General features: G+C 38.1%; 20 protein-coding genes and 2 pseudogenes. 3 read left to right on the forward strand and 19 right to left on the reverse strand.

Annotated features, from left to right (window positions below):
- Positions 1 to 277 (forward strand): annotated as a pseudogene (locus H346_RS10730) (hypothetical protein); the annotation flags it as partial.
- A gap of 114 nt (positions 278 to 391) precedes the next feature.
- Here H346_RS10730 and H346_RS0105420 read toward each other — a convergent pair.
- The 16 genes and pseudogenes from H346_RS0105420 to H346_RS0105500 all read right to left on the reverse strand — a co-directional run bounded on the left by H346_RS0105420 (position 392) and on the right by H346_RS0105500 (position 15875).
- Positions 392 to 1132 carry a response regulator transcription factor gene (locus H346_RS0105420; RefSeq protein ID WP_027970192.1) on the reverse strand — a complete coding sequence of 247 codons (741 nt, stop codon included), beginning with the start codon at positions 1130 to 1132 and terminating at the stop codon, positions 392 to 394.
- A gap of 3 nt (positions 1133 to 1135) precedes the next feature.
- Entirely contained in the window at positions 1136 to 2401 is a 1266-nt protein-coding gene (locus tag H346_RS0105425) for an ATP-binding protein (RefSeq protein ID WP_037562701.1), read from the reverse strand.
- A gap of 18 nt (positions 2402 to 2419) precedes the next feature.
- Positions 2420 to 3763 carry a GHKL domain-containing protein gene (locus tag H346_RS0105430; protein WP_027970194.1) on the reverse strand — a complete coding sequence of 448 codons (1344 nt, stop codon included), beginning with the start codon at positions 3761 to 3763 and terminating at the stop codon, positions 2420 to 2422.
- A gap of 239 nt (positions 3764 to 4002) precedes the next feature.
- Positions 4003 to 4125 carry a hypothetical protein gene (locus tag H346_RS10940; RefSeq protein ID WP_279614479.1) on the reverse strand — a complete coding sequence of 41 codons (123 nt, stop codon included), beginning with the start codon at positions 4123 to 4125 and terminating at the stop codon, positions 4003 to 4005.
- Between the two features lie 150 nt (positions 4126 to 4275).
- Complete coding sequence (gene gltX / locus H346_RS0105440; RefSeq protein WP_027970195.1) at positions 4276 to 5724, reverse strand: glutamate--tRNA ligase; 1449 nt, start codon at positions 5722 to 5724, stop codon at positions 4276 to 4278.
- Between the two features lie 265 nt (positions 5725 to 5989).
- A complete protein-coding gene (locus tag H346_RS10735) occupies positions 5990 to 6229 on the reverse strand; it encodes a hypothetical protein (RefSeq protein ID WP_027970196.1) in 240 nt (79 codons plus the stop codon).
- A 54-nt stretch (positions 6230 to 6283) separates the two neighbouring features.
- A complete protein-coding gene (locus H346_RS10740; protein ID WP_208595721.1) occupies positions 6284 to 6427 on the reverse strand; it encodes a hypothetical protein in 144 nt (47 codons plus the stop codon).
- Between the two features lie 519 nt (positions 6428 to 6946).
- A complete protein-coding gene (locus H346_RS0105455) occupies positions 6947 to 7624 on the reverse strand; it encodes a hypothetical protein (protein ID WP_027970197.1) in 678 nt (225 codons plus the stop codon).
- A gap of 3 nt (positions 7625 to 7627) precedes the next feature.
- A complete protein-coding gene (locus H346_RS0105460) occupies positions 7628 to 8074 on the reverse strand; it encodes a LytTR family DNA-binding domain-containing protein (RefSeq protein WP_027970198.1) in 447 nt (148 codons plus the stop codon).
- 223 nt (positions 8075 to 8297) lie between these two features.
- Positions 8298 to 8809: pseudogene (locus H346_RS09775) on the reverse strand (beta-class carbonic anhydrase).
- Between the two features lie 199 nt (positions 8810 to 9008).
- The gene (radA, locus tag H346_RS0105475) at positions 9009 to 10370 is read right to left on the reverse strand and encodes a DNA repair protein RadA (RefSeq protein WP_027970200.1); all 1362 of its coding nucleotides are present in this window, start codon (positions 10368 to 10370) and stop codon (positions 9009 to 9011) included.
- A gap of 112 nt (positions 10371 to 10482) precedes the next feature.
- Positions 10483 to 10929: a dUTP diphosphatase gene (locus tag H346_RS0105480; protein WP_027970201.1), complete on the reverse strand. Its 447-nt coding sequence runs from the start codon at positions 10927 to 10929 to the stop codon at positions 10483 to 10485.
- A 127-nt stretch (positions 10930 to 11056) separates the two neighbouring features.
- Positions 11057 to 11824 carry an epoxyqueuosine reductase QueH gene (locus H346_RS0105485; protein WP_027970202.1) on the reverse strand — a complete coding sequence of 256 codons (768 nt, stop codon included), beginning with the start codon at positions 11822 to 11824 and terminating at the stop codon, positions 11057 to 11059.
- A 115-nt stretch (positions 11825 to 11939) separates the two neighbouring features.
- Positions 11940 to 13724: an ABC transporter ATP-binding protein gene (locus H346_RS0105490; protein WP_027970203.1), complete on the reverse strand. Its 1785-nt coding sequence runs from the start codon at positions 13722 to 13724 to the stop codon at positions 11940 to 11942.
- Positions 13724 to 15433, reverse strand: a complete 1710-nt coding sequence (locus tag H346_RS0105495; RefSeq protein WP_027970204.1) for an ABC transporter ATP-binding protein — start codon at positions 15431 to 15433, stop codon at positions 13724 to 13726. Before H346_RS0105495 ends, H346_RS0105490 begins: the two co-directional genes overlap by 1 nt.
- The gene (locus H346_RS0105500) at positions 15426 to 15875 is read right to left on the reverse strand and encodes a MarR family winged helix-turn-helix transcriptional regulator (RefSeq protein ID WP_027970205.1); all 450 of its coding nucleotides are present in this window, start codon (positions 15873 to 15875) and stop codon (positions 15426 to 15428) included. The genes H346_RS0105495 and H346_RS0105500 overlap by 8 nt, the downstream gene beginning before the upstream one ends.
- Positions 15876 to 16546: 671 nt before the next feature.
- Here H346_RS0105500 and H346_RS0105505 point away from each other — a divergent pair.
- Both H346_RS0105505 and galU read left to right on the forward strand, forming a co-directional pair.
- Positions 16547 to 17563 carry an NAD(P)H-dependent glycerol-3-phosphate dehydrogenase gene (locus tag H346_RS0105505; RefSeq protein ID WP_027970206.1) on the forward strand — a complete coding sequence of 339 codons (1017 nt, stop codon included), beginning with the start codon at positions 16547 to 16549 and terminating at the stop codon, positions 17561 to 17563.
- Positions 17564 to 17596: 33 nt separating this feature from the next.
- Positions 17597 to 18499 carry a UTP--glucose-1-phosphate uridylyltransferase GalU gene (gene galU / locus H346_RS0105510; protein ID WP_027970207.1) on the forward strand — a complete coding sequence of 301 codons (903 nt, stop codon included), beginning with the start codon at positions 17597 to 17599 and terminating at the stop codon, positions 18497 to 18499.
- A gap of 486 nt (positions 18500 to 18985) precedes the next feature.
- Here galU and H346_RS0105515 read toward each other — a convergent pair whose 3' ends face one another.
- The 3 genes from H346_RS0105515 to H346_RS0105525 form a co-directional block, all read right to left on the reverse strand.
- Entirely contained in the window at positions 18986 to 19657 is a 672-nt protein-coding gene (locus H346_RS0105515; RefSeq protein WP_027970208.1) for a rhomboid family intramembrane serine protease, read from the reverse strand.
- The gene (locus tag H346_RS0105520) at positions 19654 to 20181 is read right to left on the reverse strand and encodes a 5-formyltetrahydrofolate cyclo-ligase (RefSeq protein ID WP_027970209.1); all 528 of its coding nucleotides are present in this window, start codon (positions 20179 to 20181) and stop codon (positions 19654 to 19656) included. Before H346_RS0105520 ends, H346_RS0105515 begins: the two co-directional genes overlap by 4 nt.
- A gap of 620 nt (positions 20182 to 20801) precedes the next feature.
- Entirely contained in the window at positions 20802 to 21224 is a 423-nt protein-coding gene (locus H346_RS0105525; protein WP_083940740.1) for a TQXA domain-containing protein, read from the reverse strand.
- Positions 21225 to 21275 lie beyond the last annotated feature (51 nt).

A 21275-nucleotide genomic window follows, 5' to 3' on the forward strand; every position in this document is an offset into this window, starting at 1 on the left:
TTGTAGTAAATGGAAGCTACAAGCCTTGTTAGCCACCAGCTTAGCTGGTGGTTTTCTTGTTTTCCTCTTCGAGAAAAACTGGCTCGAAGCCATAAAAAGAAAACCCGGCAAGCCGGGTTTTGAGACTGATCTTACAATCAGTCAATCTGATATCCAAACAAAGATAACTAGAATAATCACCTCGTGTACCAAGTCATCACATCAAAACTATTACTTGTTTATGGAGAGAGAAAATAATAGTTTGATGAAATTGGGGATTGACCACTTGATAAACTGATGATTTCATAGCTCTTCATTTATACCGTTATTATAACGAAAAGCTGCCAAATATGTTCGTTATTTCCTAGAATGTCAATTTTTCATCCTAAAATGTTATCGCTTTTTATTCCGTTTAACGAATGGACTCCCATTTTTCAAAAAGACCTTTTATTTTTAAGCGTGACACCATACAAGAATCACCATTGTCAAAATAAAGTAGCTTCTTTGTCTTATCAATACGAACCACCTTCTCCAAATTGACCAAATAAGACCTGTGACATAAAAAGAGTCTGGGTGCCTCTGCTTGTATTTCAGATAACTTGCCGTAAAATTCTAATCTTTCCGTCCGAGTCCATAAACAAACCTTATGAGGAGTGGTTGCGGTCGCAAAATAAAGAATGTCTTTATAGGGCAGTTTGAGTCTTGTCTGAGGGGTTTCAAACAAAAACATGTCTTCTGACTCTCGACTAGACATCATTGCATAAGTGTAGCGAATGCATTCTTCAATTTGTTCCTTGAACTGACATTGATCCACCGCCTTATCAATAAAATCCAAAGCAGACACTTTATACTTAAATGAAATCGGGGCAAATTCAGAATGGGTAGTTACAAAAACAATGACAGCATTAGGATCTTTCTGACGAATATTTGCTGCTACTTCTAATCCACCACGAGCTTTATCGCCAATCTCAATATCCAAAAAATAAAGCTGATGATCCCCTCTTTCATGAATGTTCTCAACTAATTTTTGAGGATTTGAAAACACATCTAGTTGGTTACAAGGAATTTTGCTGTCTTTCAAAATGCGAATGACCACAGATTCAATTCGCGTTTGCTGCATAAAATCATCTTCAAGAATAAAAATATTTATCATGCCTTATCTCATTTCTAACAGTTGTCTCAACCGATAATGATCGCTCTTTGTCGAAATTGTTATTTGGGGATAATTATTTAATACCGTAAAAAAGCGAGACAGACTCCTTTGTTGAGTATCAAATAACCTTGTCATATCAATACGATTCGTTTTCGTGCTATTTTCAATAATAAAAATTTGGTTGCCATCCTGTTTAAAGTAGGCTATGGATAAAAAAGGCCTACGACTCCCTTTTGCTGTCTCAATAGCATGATCCATCAATCCCGTAAACAGCACAATGACATCTAGTAACTTAATCGGCAAATCGTCAATAACATCTGGAATTTCTATGTAAAGATCAATGCCATGGCTCTGAGCTTCCAACAATTTTGATGTCAGCACACTGCGAACAACCGTCTCTTTGATATTATCCAAAGAAGTCATTTCCCCATTCGCATGTATCATCGCATTGGCAGATTGTTGAATTACCGTCTGATAGACTTTGGTAATTAGAAGCAAATCCCCGCTATCAATGCTATCTTTTAAGCTAATTAGAATATTTTCAGAATCATGTTTGACGGTTTGAATTTCCCTGTAGAGTTGTTCAATAGAACTGTTGTAATTTTCAAGATAAGCAATCCGTTCGTTCTGTGCCTGCGCCAATCTTTGTGATAATTGATCTTTGGCAAAGCGATCCAATTTAACAATAATCCCTATCAAAATTGCTAGATAGATAATAATCAAAATAGAGCGATATCGAAAATAGAGGATCAAAAAATTGCTCTGCACCGTCACCAAAAAATGCACAAAGAAATAATAAGAAAACATGGCTGTATTCATCCAGAAAATCCAATTTTTCATCTTATCCTCACCGATAAATTTAAGGAGAGTAAGGTCAATACTAAAAATATGACTAAATAGGTAAAAAGCCGGTAGAACAAAAAGATAACACAATTCTAAAAGCCTAATATTATTGTTAATCTGGCTAATACTAACCCCCATAACCGCTGGCAAAAAGAAAGAACCAATGACTCGAAACAGTAATTCCACAATCATGATGGCAAAAAAACCATTAAAAATGTGTTCAAATAATTTCCTTTGAGGTGCAAAAACTAAACTCACTAAAATAAAAAACAGTTGGTCAATCAAGATAACATTGTCAACTATTAGATTAGCAATGATAAAAAGGAGTCCAACTAAACCTAACTGCTTCCAATTAAGCTTAATACCAGATGATTTTGAAAAAATTACCCAACTGTCAATAAAAATTGTAGCATAGAAACAAAACATCTCATCTATCAAAATAACCTAGCTCCTCTCTATCCTTGGAATTGTCAAGATTTGACTAAACTGACTGCAAGAGCTTTTTGTTCGTAAGGACATTTGGGGGTATTTTTGAAGAATCCTTTGAGCGTTTGCCAAACCAATACCACGTCCGGCTCCCTTTGAAGAGTAACCTTCTTCAAAAACCTTATTAATGGCAACCTTTTCTTTTGTCGTATTAGTTACCACAAACACTTGTTGGTCATCAAGTAAAAAATAGGCTATGGACACGCACGGAAAACTGGCTTCCAAAGCCGCTTCAATAGCATTATCACAGAAAATAGAAATCAACAAGAGCAAATCCAATTCTGGAATAGGGGTTTCAGCAATAAGATCAGGAATTTCTAAATTTACCGTAATACCGGACTTCTCGGCGCTGATAATCTTTGCCGAAAGGAGACTTTTAATGGACGACATCGTAATGTTCCCTAACTTTGAAATATTATAATGCTTGTCGTCCCAATAATCATTGGCTTCATGTACGGTTTGGGCATAGATAGCTTGAATCTGACTGACAGATCCTTCCCTTATCACCTGACCTAAATGCTCTAAACGACTGAGGTAGTCGATTTGAAATCCCCTAATATCCTTATATAGTTTTTCAAGATGTTTCCCATAGGTTTCAAGATTGGCAATATAAGCCTGTTGTTCCCTTTTTAACTCATTCTTGAGATGTTCCTTTGACCAACGATTAAAATAGGACAAAAGATAAATCAAGAGGAGCATCAAAAACAGAAACAGCAATTTATAAGATGCGGGAACCAGCATGGAATGCTTAAAATGGCGAAAAGAATCTGTAAATCCCAAAATCAGAACAACATCAATATCGTAGGCTACAATGAAAATAAGTAGAATTTTATAAAAATTTTGCGATCTTACTGAATGATCCGCTCTAAAAATGCTCTTGTAATCTTTGCCTACCAAATAATTAATAATGGCAAAACTAGGCAGAATCATAAGATAAACTGTCAAATCTACAATAACATGATTAACATAAAGCCCATTAGATAAAAACATATAGGGAATGATAATCAGCACAATAAAGCGTGACAACAGATCAATAAAAACACTTGGGGCAAAAGCTAAAAACAGTGACTTTAACGATAAAATCGGATAACTTTCTTGTTTTAAAATAAAAAGGAAGAGAAATGGATCAATTAAAAGTGGTGATAGATAAGGGATTTGATTGAAAAACAAGGCTAACACCAACAAGAATACCTGTTTCAAAACAGGTAGTTTAACATCTGATAGAAAAGAGAAAATGCTAATTTCTGTCACATAGTAGACAATAATTGATAAAAATAAAAAGATGCTATCACTATTTACCATCATTCTTCCTTTCCAATTCTAATCGTTTAGCATATTTTCTGCTAATAGCTGCCTTGTCGCTTGATTATCAATCATTTGTTCAATATAAAAATATGATATTCTCATTAAATGAGAGTCTCAACAACTCCTAACAATACCATTAAACGGCAAAAATAAGTGACTAAATTATTGATCAAGAAAAGTAACGACACATAACATTAAAGAAATATTATACAATAATTACTCCGATAAAACCATCTCTACGATCCAAAATAAAAGAAAGTTGTTAAATTGTTATTGACACTAATGGCAGGAGTCATCTTGAAAAGACCAGATAAAAAGAAAAAGAGGTGTCGTAAAAAACCTCTTAGAATGTGTGCCATTCCGCTCCTTCATTCCTCTTTGAAAAAAAGGTTACGTTAACTCCCATCTCAATCCTAAAAACAATTAAAAACTGAGCACTTTAGACCCAGTCTTTAATTATCCTTTTTGATGCTTTCATTCAATCTTACCAAAATTAGAACGTAAGAAAATCAAAGCATCTTGTTAATATGCGCAATTGATTTCTCACGGCCAAGCAAGTAAATGGTATTTGGCAATTCTGGACCATGCATTTCACCTGAAACGGCAATACGGATTGGCATAAAGAGATTTTTCCCTTTGATACCTGTTTCCTTTTGAACAGCCTTGATTTGTGGGAAAATGTTTTCTGGATTGAAATCTTCGTCTGACATGGCTTCTAATTTTTCCTTGAAAGCTTTCAAAACTGTCGGAACGGTTTCACCAGCCATCACTTCTTTTTCGGCCTCTGTTAATTCTGGAAAGTCTGAGAAGAAAAGGTCGGTCAATGGAACAATCTCATCTGCAGATTTTAACTGTGGTTTGTATAATTCTACTAGCTTCTCAGCTTTTGCGGTTAAACGGCCTGCTTCTTCAAGGAAAGGCTTACAGAGGTTGAAAACTGTTTCAAAATCCGCATTTTTCAAGTACTCGTTGCTCATCCAATCCATCTTCTTCTGATCAAAGGCAGCTGGCGACTTGCTAAGACGATTTTCATCAAAAAGGTCAATCAACTGCTCACGAGAGAAGATTTCCTCTTCTCCGCCAGGATTCCACCCCAAAAGGGCAATAAAGTTAAAGACAGCCTCAGACATGTAGCCTTTTTTGCGATAATCTTCGATAAATTGGAGAGTATTGGTATCGCGTTTGGATAATTTTTTCCCTGTTTCAGAATTGATAATCAAGGTCATGTGTCCAAATGCTGGTGCTTCCCAACCAAGAGCTTCGTAAACCATAAGCTGTTTTGGTGTGTTGGCAATATGGTCATCCCCACGGATAACATGGGAAATTTGCATATCATGGTCATCCACAACAACAGCAAAATTGTAAGTTGGGTAACCATCTTTTTTCTGAATAACCCAGTCGCCACCAATATTGCCACCTTCAAATGTAATATCGCCTTTAACCATGTCAGTCCATTTGTAAATACCAGCTTCATTAACGGCTAAACGAACTGTTGGAATAATACCTGCTGCTTCACGTTCTGCAATATAAGCTGCTTTGGCATCTTCAGACATCCCTAAGAATTCATTAATATAGCGAGGTGTTTCTCCTGCTGCTTCTTGGCGTTCACGTTCTGCTGCCAATTCTTCTTCTGTCACGTAAGACTTGTAAGCCTTGCCTTCTGCCAATAATTGATCAATGTATTTTTGGTAAAGTTCTAAACGCTCTGATTGGCGATATTGCTCATGAGTTTCTGGACTTTCATCCCAGTCTATCCCAAGCCATTTCAAGTTTTCTAATTGGGAACGTTCTCCATCTTCCACGTGACGTTTGCGATCAGTATCTTCAATACGAATGATAAAAGTACCACCGTAACGACGAGCATAGAGGTAGTTAAAGAGCGCTGTACGCGCATTTCCGATGTGTAATAAGCCAGTTGGACTTGGTGCATAACGTACACGAATTGGGTTTGTTGACATGTGAGTCTCCTGTAACATTTCAAAATTCAATCGCTACTATTATAACACTAATTAACCAAAAAAGGGAAGAGAGTTCTCTTTTTCAACCACGACGTACACATGAAGAAAATCTTTTATTGAAAAACAACGAAAACAGCAAAAAAGCTATTACAAGTTTAAATTGTCATTTAATTATGAATATATAAAATTGCCAAAATAGTTTTCTTCCTAAAATGTTAACTAGAAAACGATGCTTTCTGTAAAAATCAAAGGGTTTTTCTGCATTTCAGAACATAATTCTCCTTTTTAGAAAAATCATGATAATTTTTTCTTCATGCGTTTGCCGAACGACATAACTGTCAGAACGTTCCTCATTCGATACGATACGTAAGCTCAGTGGTGTGTAAAGACCATTTTCATATTGCCCAGCTATATCCGAGAGGATATTAATCAGAGCAGCCACGATAACAATCCACAAACTAGGCTTAAAACCAATCACAATTCCAGCAAGAATGTCTAGCTCCATCCGAAACAGCAAGGTTTGAATAATTGTTTTTACCTTTTGTGTCGTTTTATCAGTTCAATAACCCATGATAAAGCCTGTCAAACAAGGTAAGGTTTCTGAGATTCCGATAACAGAAATCCCTAACTTGGCATCAGGTAATTGCAATACATCAGCCATTAGTGCCAGATAATACGTCACATCTCCGAAATTTGATAGCATATCACTGGCAAGACTGTCATAAATAATTTATTAGATCAGTCGTTTTTCCATGCTTGCTCCTTTGTTAGACCATATTTTTCAGAATATTCAGATGTTATCTTTTTAATCGAGTAGGGACTAATCTCTAGTCCCTCTCACACCACCGTGCGTGCCGTTCGGCACAGCACACGGCGGTTCAACTAAATTTTAACGAGAGTACATAGACTCCCTCATCTCTCATTCTATACAGTCGTTCTATTTGTACTGTCCTATATTTGTGAACAGTAGTCATCATTTACGTTTTCTGCCTACCGTCTTTTCAGACCAAGAATTAGAATAGACAACTCTATTTTGAGCGATAGTCATTTAATTGTTCAGCCCTTCGCTCCGTTTCTATTACAGAAACTTCATCACTACTATGGCTTCAGCTGACTTCTTGTCGTTCGTTATTACTAGGTTATTACCTCGACAAGACCTCACGGGATAAGTCGTACATAAAAGAGCAGAAACAAAATGATCTATTTCTGCTCTATGACTGACCTAGAGGTAGTTAATATCAATACTTGAGAAGATCATATCAGCATCCAATACCAGAATCTTTTCGGCTTCTAGAAAACTGGGAGTTTGGTTGACTGAACTAAAAACATGATCCCCTTTTACATCTACACGCCAATGACGAGGAACGTAGACTGTAACTGATGAGAAGATAGCATCAACATGATAATGTGCTCTTTCTCCCTCTATTTCAGCCTCATTGAAATAGACTGTAGAACTGCCAAATACGACGTCTATTGAATCTTCTGAAAAATGGTTATCATTGATGTACTGATTAAAACTCCCAAATACCTTACTGCTCCTTTGACTGACCCCTTCTTGTTGATTAGACTGGCGAGAGAATATCGACCCACAGTATCCAGAAATACTAGACCCTTTAAAAATTAATGTCAAACCCAAGGCCACTAACACTGTCACCACCATCAATAAACCACTGGATATATTGACCCACCGGAAAATGTCATTCATTTGAGCAAAACTCCAAATGGCTAAGACAGCTCCTAAGATAAAATGTCTCTTGCTTAATTGACTGATTGCGCCAAAACTCAAAAAGGCAATCCATAAAATGGTCCAAAGTGGTAACTGATAAAGTCCTAATTGTTCTTTAAAGACCAAGAAAGCAGCCAATAAAATCAATCCTATTCCTAAAAATGTACGTTTCATTCCTTACCTCATTTCTCTAAGCTTTTCTTTCAATAATTGGTAATAGTGTCGTGATACATGAACTTGTTTGTTAGTGTTGTAGAGGCAAATACGACTGGTTCCTGAAAAAGATTTTTCGAGCGAATAAATACAACTGGTATTGACAATAGTCGCCTTAGCCACACGACAAAAGGATGGTGGAAGATAGGTTTCCAATTCGTATAATTTCAATTTAACCTCATAGGCATTATCTTTAGAGTGTCCAAAAATTTTATTGCCATCCGTTTCAAAAAAGAGAATATCAGAAAGGTCTAAAAAATACTCACTACTCCCCTTATAAAAAATCAAGGGTTTTCTATCCATCTGACGAAGAAGCTGCTGAAGTTGAACAACTTGTTCAGTGAGCTGCGCCGTTTTAATAGCCACTTCAATCCCATCACACGATGCATCTAAATCAATCACAATCTTCACTGGGCACCTCCCCTCTAAACATCATCTAACGCAAATAACTAGCAACGATTATCTCGTTATTTTTCTAATTACTTTGTACCTCTATTATAGCAAGCTTTTAACTGAAAACAAGAAGTTTACAGCAAGTGGTTAGATTTTTAATGTAAGTGGTTTGAAAAAACCACTAGGAAGCATTTCACAGATGTGTTTTTGATTTCTCCTTCATTTTAAAACCCCCAAATTGTCAAATTAAGTTAGACATTTTCATGTTAGTCAGAAAAACTTGAATTATGTGCCCAGTGTCAACGTTATAAACGACACCATTAATGACAACATCATCAGGAATCAGAAGAGACTGGCGCAAAATAGCCATATCATCTCGAACACTTTCTTCCACATCTGTAAAGGGGAGAAAATCCCTATCTTCAACATCTATACCCAAGTTATCTCGGAGCTGTCTGACAAAACCGTCATTGGTAAAAGTCTGCGTACCACAATCGGTGTGATGTAAGACAACAATTTAGCGGGTTCCCATTTGCTGTTGCGAAATAACCAACGAACGGATCATGTCCTCCGTAATACACCCACCGGCATTTCACAAAATATGTGCATCTCCCAGGGCTAGCCTAAGGCTTGAGCCACATGCAACTGTGAATCCATACAGGTGACAATCGCCACTTGCGTTTTGAAGCGGGCTGTGCCATGTAAAGCCACATATGCTTTGTTAACGGACATAAAGCGTTCAAAGTAAGAGATCGTAAAACTCCTCTCTCAAAGCAGCTTAACCTTGATTAAGCACCTAATCTTGTCCTATCTTAACATCTTTTAACGAAAAGACCTGACCAGAAAAACCGGAGATGAAAACTGTTCAAAAAAAGCGAGACAAGATTAACGCTTTATAGCCGCTTTTTTTGTCTCACTTTTACCGCTCTAGTTTCGCAAATAGTACGACTAGCTAGCCAAAAACGGCTTTCAAGACCTGACCAACAGTCGTAACACCAACAACCTTAATACCATCCGGAACCACAATACCTTGCAAACTATTCTTAGGGGCATAGATCTTGGTAAAACCAAGCTTAGCGGCCTCGTTTATACGTTGCTCGATACGAGTAACTCGACGGATGTCACCAGTCAACCCAATCTCACCTAAAAAGGCTTCTTGGGGGCTGGTTGGTTTTTCCTTATAGCTAGAAGCAATAGCCACTGCTACTGCCAAATCAATAGCAGGCTCGTCTAGCTTGACACCACCAGCTGACTTGAGGTAGGCATCTTGATTTTGCAAAAGTAGCCCACAACGTTTCTCTAAAACTGCCATGATAAGACTAACACGATTAAAATCAAGCCCTGTTGTAGTTCGTCTGGCATTCCCAAAAACGGTTGGGGTCACCAAAGATTGAACTTCTGCCAAAATCGGACGACTTCCTTCCATGGTTACCACAATCGCTGATCCTGTCGCATCGGCTAAACGTTCTTCAAGAAAAACCTGACTGGGGTTTAAAACCTCGACTAAGCCCATTGATTGCATTTCAAAAATGCCAATCTCATTAGTAGACCCAAAACGATTTTTCACAGCCCGTAAAATACGAAACGTATGGTGTCTTTCCCCTTCAAAATAAAGTACCGTATCCACCATGTGCTCTAGCATACGAGGACCTGCTAGAGTTCCCTCTTTAGTCACATGTCCCACAATAAAAGTCGCAAGGTTATTGGTTTTTGCTAGCTGCATTAGTTCAGCAGTAACTTCTCTAACTTGACTAACAGACCCTTGAACTCCTGTAATATCAGGGCTCATAATGGTCTGAATAGAATCAATAATTAAAAAATCTGGTTTGAGGTTTTCAATCTCTGCACGAATAGCCTGCATATTCGTTTCAGCATAGAGATAAAATTCATTATCAATATTCCCAAGGCGTTCGCTACGCAATTTTATCTGCTCTGCCGATTCTTCCCCTGACACATAAAGAACGGTACCTTTGTTGGCTAATTGGGTAGAAACCTGCAACAGCAAGGTAGACTTCCCGATTCCCGGATCACCACCAATTAAAACTAAGCTTCCAGGAACAACGCCACCTCCAAGAACACGGTTAAATTCTGACATATCTGTTTGTGTACGATGATAACTAATATTATCGACATCTTTCAGTTTAACGGGTTTGGTTTTTTCTCCTGTCAAGCTGACACGAGCATTTTTAATCTCCTTAACCTCAATCTCCTCAACAAAAGAAGACCAGGCGGAGCAGTTAGGACAACGCCCTAAATATTTGGGTGACTGATAACCGCATTCCTGACAACTAAAAGTCGCTTTTTTCTTTGCTATAGCAAATCTCCTTTCTTGGATAAACCAACAACTGCTCTGCTAATAAATCAAATCATTAACCTCTAGTTAGGAGACAGTGTTAAAACCCATTTTATTTCATCTTCAACTGCTTTTATCTTCCTGTTGAGCCAAACCCACCTGTACGCTTACCGCTGGCTTGGTCACCATCAGCCATCAAAAATGGCATAAATACCCCTTGAACAATTCGCTCACCAACTGTTAAAGTAACGGTTTGGTCTGTCATATTCTTCATCTGGGCAAAAATATGTCCCTCATTAATTTCATTACCGTAGTAATCACCATCAATAACACCCACTGAATTAATTAAGATCAATCCCTTTTTTCGAGGATTGGAGGAACGGTCATAGAGGTAAAGCACTTCACCAGCTTGCATGTAAGCCTTAACACCAGTCGGTACCAGTGCTATTTCTCCAGCTGCTATCGTCATCTCTTTAGCAACAGATAAATCGTAACCAGCTGCATGAGCCGTCTCACGTTTAGGTAATAAATCACTATTGGTAAAGCCTGAAACAAGCTCAAACCCACGAATTTTAGGCATCTTCTTTTTTGTATCCTTTCAGAATAAATCATATCTTATTATAGAATATTCGTAAAAGAATAGCAAAAAAGTGGCTATTTCTAAAATCATCAGAAACAATCACTTTTTTTATTTTTGTAAAGGCACCTTAAATCGATTCTCCATGATAGCTAAAGCGGATCTGTGGGAAATCTTTTTCTAGATCTTTATCTGCTATAAAAGCTTTGGCATCTTTTTTGACTTGAACCAAATCAATTCCTTGAAGCTTTGCTGCATAAACACAGCCACAGTAGCATTGGCGATAAATATCATATTCGTCACACATTTCAACCGATCTGCGATAGCCATTATTTTTCTTAAAATCACTTGGTAAGTATTTGGTGGTGTAAACCTTTTGCACATCAATACCTACATCATTAATGGTTTGTGAGTTTTTATGAGGACTAATGGTCAGGGCACTGGCAAAATAATCAAAACCAAGCTCAACAGCTTTTTGGGCAGTTTTATCTAGGCGATAATCGAAACAAACACGGCAACGTTCCCCACCTTCTGGCTCATCTTCTAACCCTCGCACCTGACGAATATATTCATTAGGGACATAATCTGCTTCAAGAAATTGCACCGTGTTTCCCGTTTTTTGATTAAACTCGGATATAAATTTTTGCGTCACATAAGCTCTGCGATGGTATTCGTCTTTGGGGTGAATATTTGAATTCGCAAAGTAGACCGTAATATCTGCAAACTGAGTTAAGTATTCTAAGGTATAAGTAGAGCAAGGTGCACAACACACATGCATTAAAATACGTGGACGTACCGCTTCTTTTGCCCAAACTTTTGTCATTTGTTGCATGACACGGTCATAATTTATCTTTTGATTAGGATTCATTTTGGCTAGAATCTCTTGTAAATCAATCATGTTCTCTACTTTCTCGTTATCATTCATCGTTAGTTGATTTTATTATAACATATTGCTTTCAAAGCTTTGCCATTAAAAAAAGAAAAACCTCACCTATTGGCGAAGTCTAGTTTACCTATCCAAAGACAAATTGATTGTGATAGAGTTCTGCATAAAAACCTTTTTGTTGCAACAATTCATGATGATTGCCTTGCTCAATCACTTGACCATCTTTTAAAACAATAATTTTATCTGCATTTAGTATGGTTTTTAAACGATGGGCAATAACAAAGCTTGTTCGCCCTGCTACAATGGCTTCCATCGCCCGTTGAATTTTACTTTCAGTAACCGTATCAACGTTTGAGGTAGCTTCATCTAAAATCAACACTTCGGGATCTGTTAACAAGGTTCTGGCAATGGAAATAAGTTGCTTTTGACCTGTTGAAAAGACATTGTCATCATCTGATACTTGTGTATTATAGCCATCAGGCAAGGACATGATAAAATCATGAATATGTGTGGCACGCGCAGCTGTTTCTACCATTTCTTGGCTAATAAGGTTGTCTCCAAAGCGAATATTATCGGCAATAGTTCCTGAAAAGAGGACAGATTCTTGTAAGACAATCCCAACTCGCTGACGCAAGCTATCCAAGTCATATTCTCGAATATCACGACCGTCAAAGGTGATGGACCCCGCATCCACATCATAAAAACGATTAATCAAATTCATAATGGTCGTTTTTCCTGATCCTGTTGGACCAACAACAGCAATCATTTTCCCTTTAGGAGCTGAAATGGAAACATCGGATAGAACTTTTTGACCAGGTAAGTAACCAAAATCAACATGATTAATAGCAACTGTTTCTTTTAGACTGATGAATTTTGGTGCATTTTGAGGACGCACTTCTTCTTTCTCATCAAACATTTCTTGGATACGGTTGGCACCTGTAAAGGCTAGCTGCAATTCCCCCCAGCTAGAGGCAATTTGCATAATGGGTTGATAATATTGTTGCGAGTACTGCACGAAGGTTACCACCAAGCCAAGCGCTGCCGCCGCTTGCATTGATTTGTCATTTAAAACAATCGTTGATCCCACAAAAATCACAATAGCCGTATTCAATAAGCTCATGCCGTTCATCACTGGGAATAAGAGCCCCGAGAAAAGACGACCTTTAAAAGTAGCTTGACGGACTTTCTCATTATGTTCTATAAAGCCAGCAATGGTTTCTTCTTGAACACCCTGCACAATAATAGCTTTTTGCCCAGAAATTTTTTCGTCCATATAGGCATTGAGATCGCTCACCTCTTTTTGTTGAATCGTCGTGTATTTTCTCGCCAGACGAATGATAACGGTTAGGAAAATCAAGGCTACTGGTGTTGATGCCATGGTTAGCAATGCCAAACGAACATCTTGCCGAAACATCATCCAGACAAGCCCAACGTAAAGAGCAACATTAGTGACGACTTGCACTAAGGATTGATTGAGCGAATTTTGGATGTTATCCAAATCACTGGTGAAACGAGATAAAATGTCCCCATCCTTGTGACGGTCAAAAAAAGCTACTGTTAATCGTTCTAATTTACCAAACAATCCCTTACGCATACGGTTAGTCGAATGAGCGACAATACGTGTAAACAAAAGACTGTAAATTAAATTAGCAAGGACTGTAAAGATATAAGCCATGAGCAGCTTAAACATAATCGCATTAAAAGCTGATAAATCAGGTTGAAAGTCAGCTTGACCAGCTACCTTTGCCCCATAATAAGCTTGACCAATCTTTCCTAATTCTGTCAGTGATTCTCCCAACAAAACAGGGGTTTTAACCTGCAAATAAGTTGCCAGAATAATTGCAAAACCAATTACAAGCATTGATAAGCGGTAACGTTTAAAATAAAACCAGAAAAAACGGGCTGTTGTCATTATTCTGCCTCCTTTCCTCTTTGTGTTTCATAGATTTCACGATAAACAACGTTATGAGCGACTAATTCGGCATGGGTACCTTCCCCAATCAACTCGCCATTATCCAAAACCAGGATTTTATCTGCTTTAACAACCGATGAAATCTTTTGTGCAATAATAATTGTTGTCGTACCTTTCAACTCTTTGCCAAGAGCTTCTTGAACTAATTTTTCAGATTTGGCATCTAGGGCTGAAGTTGAATCATCCAAAACAAGAATTTTGGGATTATTAATCACACCGCGAGCAATTGACATCCTTTGTTTTTGACCGCCAGAGAAGTTATTTCCTCGCTCTTCCACCTCACTCTCATAGCGAATGTCCATACGATCGATAAACTCCTTGGCTTGTGCAATGCTTGCCGCTCTCTCCATAGCCAGCAAATCAGCACTTGATGACCCTTGACGTAAATTATCGGCAATGGTTCCCGAAAACAAAATAGCCTTTTGTAAAACAATCGAGACAGTTTGACGAAGCGTGGATTGGCTGAGCGATTTAATCGGTTTGCCTCCCAATAAAATACGTCCTTCCTGTGGATCAAATAAACGAGGAATAAGCTGCGCAAGAGTTGATTTCCCAGCACCAGTAGCACCAACAACCCCAACCATCTGACCAGCTTCAATACCAAAAGAAAGGTGTTTCAAAATCGGCTCAGTATCATGTGGGTAGGTAAAACTAACATCCTCAAAAACGATCGTTCCCGAAATCTCTTCATCTTTATCATTCTCAAAAGTCATGGCAGGTTCGGTTTCTAACACTTCTTTTAGACGACCTATAGAAATAAAGGCACGGCTAGCTTGCATTCCCATAAAACCAACCATAATAATAGCAAACATAATTTGCATCATGTAAGTCATAAAAGAAGCAATATTCCCAATCACCGTTGGATCGGTTTTAACCATTCCAGAAACCAAATAGATAGAAATATAAACCGCAAGATAGGATACCAACATCAGGGCTGGCTGCATCAGTGAAAACCCGTAACCAATAAAGAGGTTTAAATCTAACAGTTCGTTTGAAACGGCTTTAAATTTGACATACTGTTCGCGTTCTTGCACAAAGGATTTCACAACACGTACACCACGAAGATTTTCCTTAGCAATACGGTTAATCTTGTCCATTAATTTTTGAAATTTTCCAAATCGTGGTCCCATTTGACGCATCACTAAGACCATAATCATGCCGATAAAAATGACCATCAAGACAATTACCCACCATAATTTAGGCAATGTCTGTACCGCCATGATAAAGGCACCAATAAAGAGGATTGGTAAGCGAAATAGAACCTGAAACATCATCATCACCAAATTTTGAACTTGATTGACATCATTGGTCATTCGCACCACAAGGTTTCCGGCATTAAATTCCTCAACATTAGCATAAGAAAAACTCTGAATTTTTCGAAACGTTTTTTCACGAATATCAGCAGATACCCCTTGGGCAATTTTAGCTGCTAAAATGGTATTCAGCGTCCCAGAAACCAAGCCGACAACAGCAATGGCTAGTAATAGAACCCCAACATCATAAATCTTGTCTTGATGATTTTGAATGACAGCACTTAAAACATCTTTTAAATAATGAGGTTGTAAAAGACTACTTGTGACGACCCCTATAGTCATGGTTAGGGAGCCTAAAGCGTACCATTTGTAACGCATGATTGCATCTTTAAGCATTATTATCTCCTTTGTAACTTAACATATTTTCTTTGAGCTGCTGAATCACTTTTTTGACTGTCAGTAGCTCCTCTTGTGTGATTTCCTTAAAAAAATATTGTTCGACATCCTTACGGCATTCTTGTAACAGGGGCAATTTATCTCGACCTGCCTGTGCTAAAACCACCTGTTTGTACCGTTTATCGGCATGCGACGGAATAACCTTGATAAAGCCATTTTTTTCCATGCGCTTAACTAAATGACTAGTTACCGATTTTGAAATCTGAAGTTCTTTTTCAATGTCCTTCACAAAAATTTCTCGACCTTGGGATCTAGATAGAAAAGCCAACACATGACCTTGAGGACCTGCTAAGTGTTCAATGTTATATTTCTTAGCAATTTCCTCACTGATTTGTTCAACTTGATGCGTCAATTCACGCAAATCAGCTATTATTCGTGACATCATTCCCCCCTTAATAGTTTCTATGATAAGTATTTTAGTTCTCTTGATAATCAATGTCAATTAAAAAGTCTAACTTTTTTAGAATTTCTATTCTCTATAACATGATCTTCTAAAATTAAAAAACGGATCCGCAAACAAAAACGGTCCTCCCCACTATTAGAACTAAAAATCTAACAGTTTTAAAAAAGCTAATTGGGAATAATTTAATTAAGTCCCTGGCGAAACGATTGTTTTCTAAACTATTTAAAGCAACATGTCCTTGTTGAAAGGTTGGAAGTCGTCCTTTTTTTGAAAAATGTCTATCGTCCGAAAAAGAGAATTTACAATCAAATGGTAGAAAATAAGAAAGGTAGCACAGGCTGAAACGCTTAGAAACGGCACAGGGAAATAACTCCAAGCAAAGAACTAGCGCCGCTAAGGCAGAATACACATCCAACACATGAAAGAATTTCAATAAGAAAATAACGGTTTTGGCACGCCAACATTCAGATATTTCAAAATGGATGATTTTTTTAGATGTTTGACTACAGCGAAAAAATCTATTTTCATTGATACGACAATTCAAAAATAACGGTTTGCTGCATCTGTCGTAATGGCTATCTTTTCTAAGTAGAGTTACCTTTCTTCTTATGTTATAATAGGATGATTAGCTCTTAAAGGAGAATTTAAAAATGATAACACAAAAAGTAGCGGTTTTAGGACCTGGTTCATGGGGAACTGCCTTGTCCCAAGTGCTTAATGATAATGGACATGACGTTCGTCTGTGGGGAAATATTCCTGCTCAAATTGATGAAATTAATACAAAACACACCAATAATCATTATTTCAAAGATATTGTTTTAAATGAAAAAATCACGGCAACCCTTGATTTAAAAGAAACTCTGGCTGAGGTTGATGCGGTGCTTTTTGTTGTCCCAACCAAAGTCACACGCTTGGTTGCTAAGCAAGTGGCTGAGGTACTCGATCATAAAGTCGTTGTCATGCATGCGTCTAAAGGGTTAGAGCCTATAACTCATAAACGTTTATCAACTATTTTAGAAGAAGAAATCCCTGCCAACTTGCGTTCTGAGATTGTAGTTGTTTCAGGACCAAGTCATGCTGAAGAAACCATCGTTCGTGACATTACCCTAATCACAGCTGCTTCTAAAGATAATAATGCCGCCAAATATGTGCAATCCCTCTTTAGCAACCATTATTTCCGCCTTTACACCAATACAGATGTTATTGGCGTAGAGACCGCCGGAGCCCTCAAAAATATTATCGCTGTTGGGGCTGGGGCACTTCATGGGCTGGGCTACGGAGATAATGCCAAAGCCGCTGTTATCACACGCGGTCTTGCAGAAATCACGCGTCTAGGGGTTAAACTAGGTGCTGATCCGCTGACTTATAGCGGGTTATCTGGTGTGGGCGATTTGATTGTAACAGGAACCTCTATCCATTCTCGTAATTGGCGCGCAGGGGATGCCCTCGGTCGTGGCGAAAAACTCGAAGAGATTGAGCGTCACATGGGCATGGTCATCGAAGGTATCTCAACCACCAAGGTTGCTTATGAAATCGCCAAAGAACTTGATGTTTACATGCCAATTACAACAGCGATTTATAAATCCATTTACGAAGGTGCCGATATTAAAGAAAGCATTCTGGGTATGATGTCCAATGAATTCCGTTCTGAAAACGAATGGCATTAAGTCATATATAACTATAATAAAGTGAGGATTACTATGACCAAAGTCAGAAAAGCGATTATTCCCGCAGCAGGCTTAGGAACACGTTTTTTACCAGCAACAAAAGCACTTGCCAAAGAAATGCTGCCTATCGTTGATAAACCAACCATTCAGTTTATTGTTGAAGAAGCTCTAAAAGCGGGCATTGAAGAAATTCTTGTGGTAACCGGTAAAGCCAAACGTTCCATTGAGGACCATTTCGATTCCAACTTTGAATTAGAATACAATTTACAAGCTAAAGGAAAGATTGAACTTTTACAATTAGTGGACGAAACCACTGCCATCAATCTGCACTTTATTCGGCAAAGTCACCCAAGAGGTCTTGGAGATGCTGTTTTACAAGCCAAAGCCTTTGTTGGTAATGAACCGTTTGTGGTTATGCTTGGGGATGATCTTATGGATATTACTGATCCAAATGCGATGCCACTAACAGAACAACTGATAAACGATTATGATGCAACTCACGCATCAACTATTGCTGTTATGAAAGTCCCTCACGAAGAGGTCTCTAACTACGGTGTTATCGCTCCACAAGGAAAGGCTGTCAACGGACTCTATAGCGTAGACACTTTTGTTGAAAAACCACAACCTGAAGAAGCACCAAGTGACCTGGCTATTATTGGTCGCTACTTGCTCACGCCTGAAATTTTCGACATTTTAGAAAAACAAAAACCTGGTGCCGGCAACGAAGTCCAATTAACAGATGCCATCGACACCCTCAATAAAACACAGCGTGTCTTTGCCCGTGAATTCAAAGGAAATCGCTACGATGTTGGAGATAAATTCGGCTTTATGAAAACGTCTATCGATTATGCTCTAAAACACCATCAGATTAAAGACGACTTAAAAGATTACATCATTAAACTTGGTAAAGAACTGGAAAAAACTCCTAAAAAGTAAAGAAACCTATAAGATCTTAGATGAAGAATCGAGTAGGGACTAATTTCTAGTCCCTCTCACACCACCGTGCGTGCCGTTCGGCACACGGCGGTTCAACTAACTTTTAACGAGAGTACATAGACTCCCTCATCTCTCATTCTATACAGTCGTTCTATTTGTACTGTCCTATATTTGTGAACAGTAGCCATCATTTACGTTTTCTGCCTACCGTCTTTTCAGACCAAGAATTAGAATAGACAACTCTATTTTGAGCGATAGTCATTTAATTGTTCAGCCCTTCGCTCCACTTCCATTACAGAAGCTTCATCACTACTATGGCTTCGGCTGACTTCTCATGATTCGTTGTTACTACGTCTTAGACGCTCATGAGACCTCACGGGATAAGTCGTACCAAACAAAAAGAGTTGAACTATTTCAACTCTTTTTCGTCTGCTGACATAAAAGGTTAACGACTGGTATAACTAGGCAACGAATAAACTAATTCCCTTAAAGGAGGCTAAGTATTACAATCCCCATCAGAACTAAAGCATAGACCAACAAAGCCATCACTTTTTGGTATTTGAATCGTGGCAATTCCTGCAACTGATTCGAGAACCCTAAGCCAAGTAGCACTCCCCCGACAATGCCACCGACATGACCTGCCATGCTTACATTGGGCATAAATAAATTCAATAATAAATTTACTATAATTAAGGTTTGGTAGGATTTTCCCAATTCTTTCAAAGCATTATTGCTACCAAAAGTCCCTAAAACCATGATGGCTGCAAATAGCCCAAAAAGAGAGGTTGATGCCCCAGCAGCTACTGTTTCTGGTGTCAACCATAGTGTGAAAGCATTTCCCATAATCCCCGATAGTATATAGAGCAACAAAAAACGGCGAGAACCCCAAATACTTTCAGCCAACTGTCCAACAAAATAAAGCGTCAAGGCATTGACGAAAAAATGCCCCCACCCAATATGAATAAAAATTGGCGTTATTAACCGCCACATCTGATTTGGCATCAATTTTACCGCAAGACCAAACATCCCGCCAAATTGATAAATCACTTGAGACCGAGTTGCCGCCTGACCATAAATCAACTGCATGGCTAAAAAGACCAGACTCGTTAGACTCAAGAAAAAGACGGTTATGGGATATTTTTTGACGACATGTGTCATTTGAGATAAACCTCCTGAACGGCAATATCATGTGCTTCTGGAACAAACTCTTTCAGCTGGCAATTATAAATCGTGCTAAAACTAACTCCCTCATAATTTTCTAGGTAGCGGTCATAGTAGCCACCGCCATAACCAATCCGAAAACCCTCATTATTAAAAACCACACCGGGTACATGGAGCAAATCAATAGCCGATTTTGGAACTTCTTGCTGACTTCTTGGCTCTAAAATACCAAAAGAAGATATGACCAAATCATTTGGATCATAAGGCACAAAAATCATGCGCCCCTTAGGGAACGTCTTTGGAATCACGACCCTTTTGCCGTCAGCCAGAGCTTGCTTAATCATTAAATCTGTCTGATACTCCGTTGGTAAAGAAAGGTAAGTTCCAATCGTCTTAGCCTTTTGATAAGCAAAGCTGTTGACCACATCAGCCAACAAGACCCTATCCTTTTGCAACTTGGAATCTGATTCCATAGCTTTCAAGGCTTTGAGAACCTCTTGCCGAAAGTTTGTTTTTATCATGCCCCTATCATAACACAAACAAGGAAAAAGATTCAAGATGATTTCTCCAATGTCAGAAAAGACCTCAAATAAACCCAAAATCTTTACCTCTGACAAAAACAGTTTAAAAAATGCGTTAAGAAAAATTTAAGTTTTCTATCGTAAAATAAAACCATCCTAAAAAGCGGTTTACCCAAACCGTTGGGAGAATGAGTTTTTCCCTTGTTTTCCCTTTTCATAAATCTCCTGGGCGCCTATCCTCTTAGGTGCCCTTTCTTGTGTAAAAGCGATCAGTTGGTTGTTAAACTGATCGTTTTTTAGTGATTCCCTTTAGATAACATCCATTAAGCGTACAATATTGTGAGCGTTACAGCGACTAAGCAATTTACTTATCTAAAAACAAAAAAGCTAGGAGAAAAATCCTAACTTTTTGGCAATAGCATTTTATGCTAGTGAGAATACGCTTAGTTTACTAGGACACTTTTTTAGATCGCCACCTAAATAGAGATAAAAGAGATAGCAGAATAATAAACACCATTTCAATAAAGGTTAACATAGTGTGTCGAGACTCACCTGATGCTGGCAACATCATCTTTACTTTAGGTTCACCAGATTTAGAAACCTCTGTCTTATCTTTTTCTTTAAGTTAGACTATATCCCATTTTAAAATGATGTTTAGAATAATTATCAGCAAAACACCATATTGCTAATTGAGTAAGCCTTCTACTTTTATTTTCATCTAAACTTCCCAATCTTTTATTCGGGTATCCATTCTGTAAAATCGCTACTAAAGCAGCTGCTAAGCCACTTTTTTGACTTTTTGAATGTAATTTAAAAGTATTATCATCACCTCCGGTCTTGTCATAAACTGGTAGACCTTGCGGTGATTGATGATACTGTTTTTCCCATGAAACTGGATAAATATTTTCCTTATTAAAGCAATATACTATATGCTCTTTATCGGTTTTTCTTTCTGGCTTATCTTGAGGTGTCACATATAAAAAGCTGGATAATTTCCACCTTCTTGTGTCCCATCTTCTCACCCGTAGTACTGCTCTGCCCATACCCTAAGCATCTGTTCCAAAATTTCCGGACATAACAATACAAGCATTTTT

The organism is Streptococcus castoreus DSM 17536 (assembly GCF_000425025.1).
Taxonomy (GTDB): Bacteria; Bacillota; Bacilli; order Lactobacillales; family Streptococcaceae; genus Streptococcus; species Streptococcus castoreus.

Bases quoted from the DNA above. Each gene is read 5' to 3' on its own strand.
- H346_RS0105480 (WP_027970201.1), bottom strand. From the start codon at position 10,929: ATGCCTAAAATTCGTGGGTTTGAGCTTGTTTCAGGCTTTACCAATAGT.
- H346_RS0105500 (WP_027970205.1), bottom strand. From the start codon at position 15,875: ATGTCACGAATAATAGCTGATTTGCGTGAATTGACGCATCAAGTTGAA.
- H346_RS0105455 (WP_027970197.1), bottom strand. From the start codon at position 7,624: ATGAAACGTACATTTTTAGGAATAGGATTGATTTTATTGGCTGCTTTC.
- H346_RS0105430 (WP_027970194.1), bottom strand. From the start codon at position 3,763: ATGGTAAATAGTGATAGCATCTTTTTATTTTTATCAATTATTGTCTAC.
- H346_RS0105520 (WP_027970209.1), bottom strand. From the start codon at position 20,181: ATGATAAAAACAAACTTTCGGCAAGAGGTTCTCAAAGCCTTGAAAGCT.
- H346_RS0105425 (WP_037562701.1), bottom strand. From the start codon at position 2,401: ATGTTTTGTTTCTATGCTACAATTTTTATTGACAGTTGGGTAATTTTT.
- galU (WP_027970207.1), top strand. From the start codon at position 17,597: ATGACCAAAGTCAGAAAAGCGATTATTCCCGCAGCAGGCTTAGGAACA.
- H346_RS10940 (WP_279614479.1), bottom strand. From the start codon at position 4,125: ATGGCACACATTCTAAGAGGTTTTTTACGACACCTCTTTTTCTTTTTA.
- H346_RS0105490 (WP_027970203.1), bottom strand. From the start codon at position 13,724: ATGACAACAGCCCGTTTTTTCTGGTTTTATTTTAAACGTTACCGCTTA.
- gltX (WP_027970195.1), bottom strand. From the start codon at position 5,724: ATGTCAACAAACCCAATTCGTGTACGTTATGCACCAAGTCCAACTGGC.
- H346_RS0105420 (WP_027970192.1), bottom strand. From the start codon at position 1,132: ATGATAAATATTTTTATTCTTGAAGATGATTTTATGCAGCAAACGCGA.
- H346_RS0105515 (WP_027970208.1), bottom strand. From the start codon at position 19,657: ATGACACATGTCGTCAAAAAATATCCCATAACCGTCTTTTTCTTGAGT.
- H346_RS0105525 (WP_083940740.1), bottom strand. From the start codon at position 21,224: ATGGGCAGAGCAGTACTACGGGTGAGAAGATGGGACACAAGAAGGTGG.
- H346_RS0105495 (WP_027970204.1), bottom strand. From the start codon at position 15,433: ATGCTTAAAGATGCAATCATGCGTTACAAATGGTACGCTTTAGGCTCC.
- H346_RS10735 (WP_027970196.1), bottom strand. From the start codon at position 6,229: ATGGAGCTAGACATTCTTGCTGGAATTGTGATTGGTTTTAAGCCTAGT.
- H346_RS0105505 (WP_027970206.1), top strand. From the start codon at position 16,547: ATGATAACACAAAAAGTAGCGGTTTTAGGACCTGGTTCATGGGGAACT.
- H346_RS10740 (WP_208595721.1), bottom strand. From the start codon at position 6,427: ATGCTATCAAATTTCGGAGATGTGACGTATTATCTGGCACTAATGGCT.
- H346_RS0105485 (WP_027970202.1), bottom strand. From the start codon at position 11,824: ATGATTGATTTACAAGAGATTCTAGCCAAAATGAATCCTAATCAAAAG.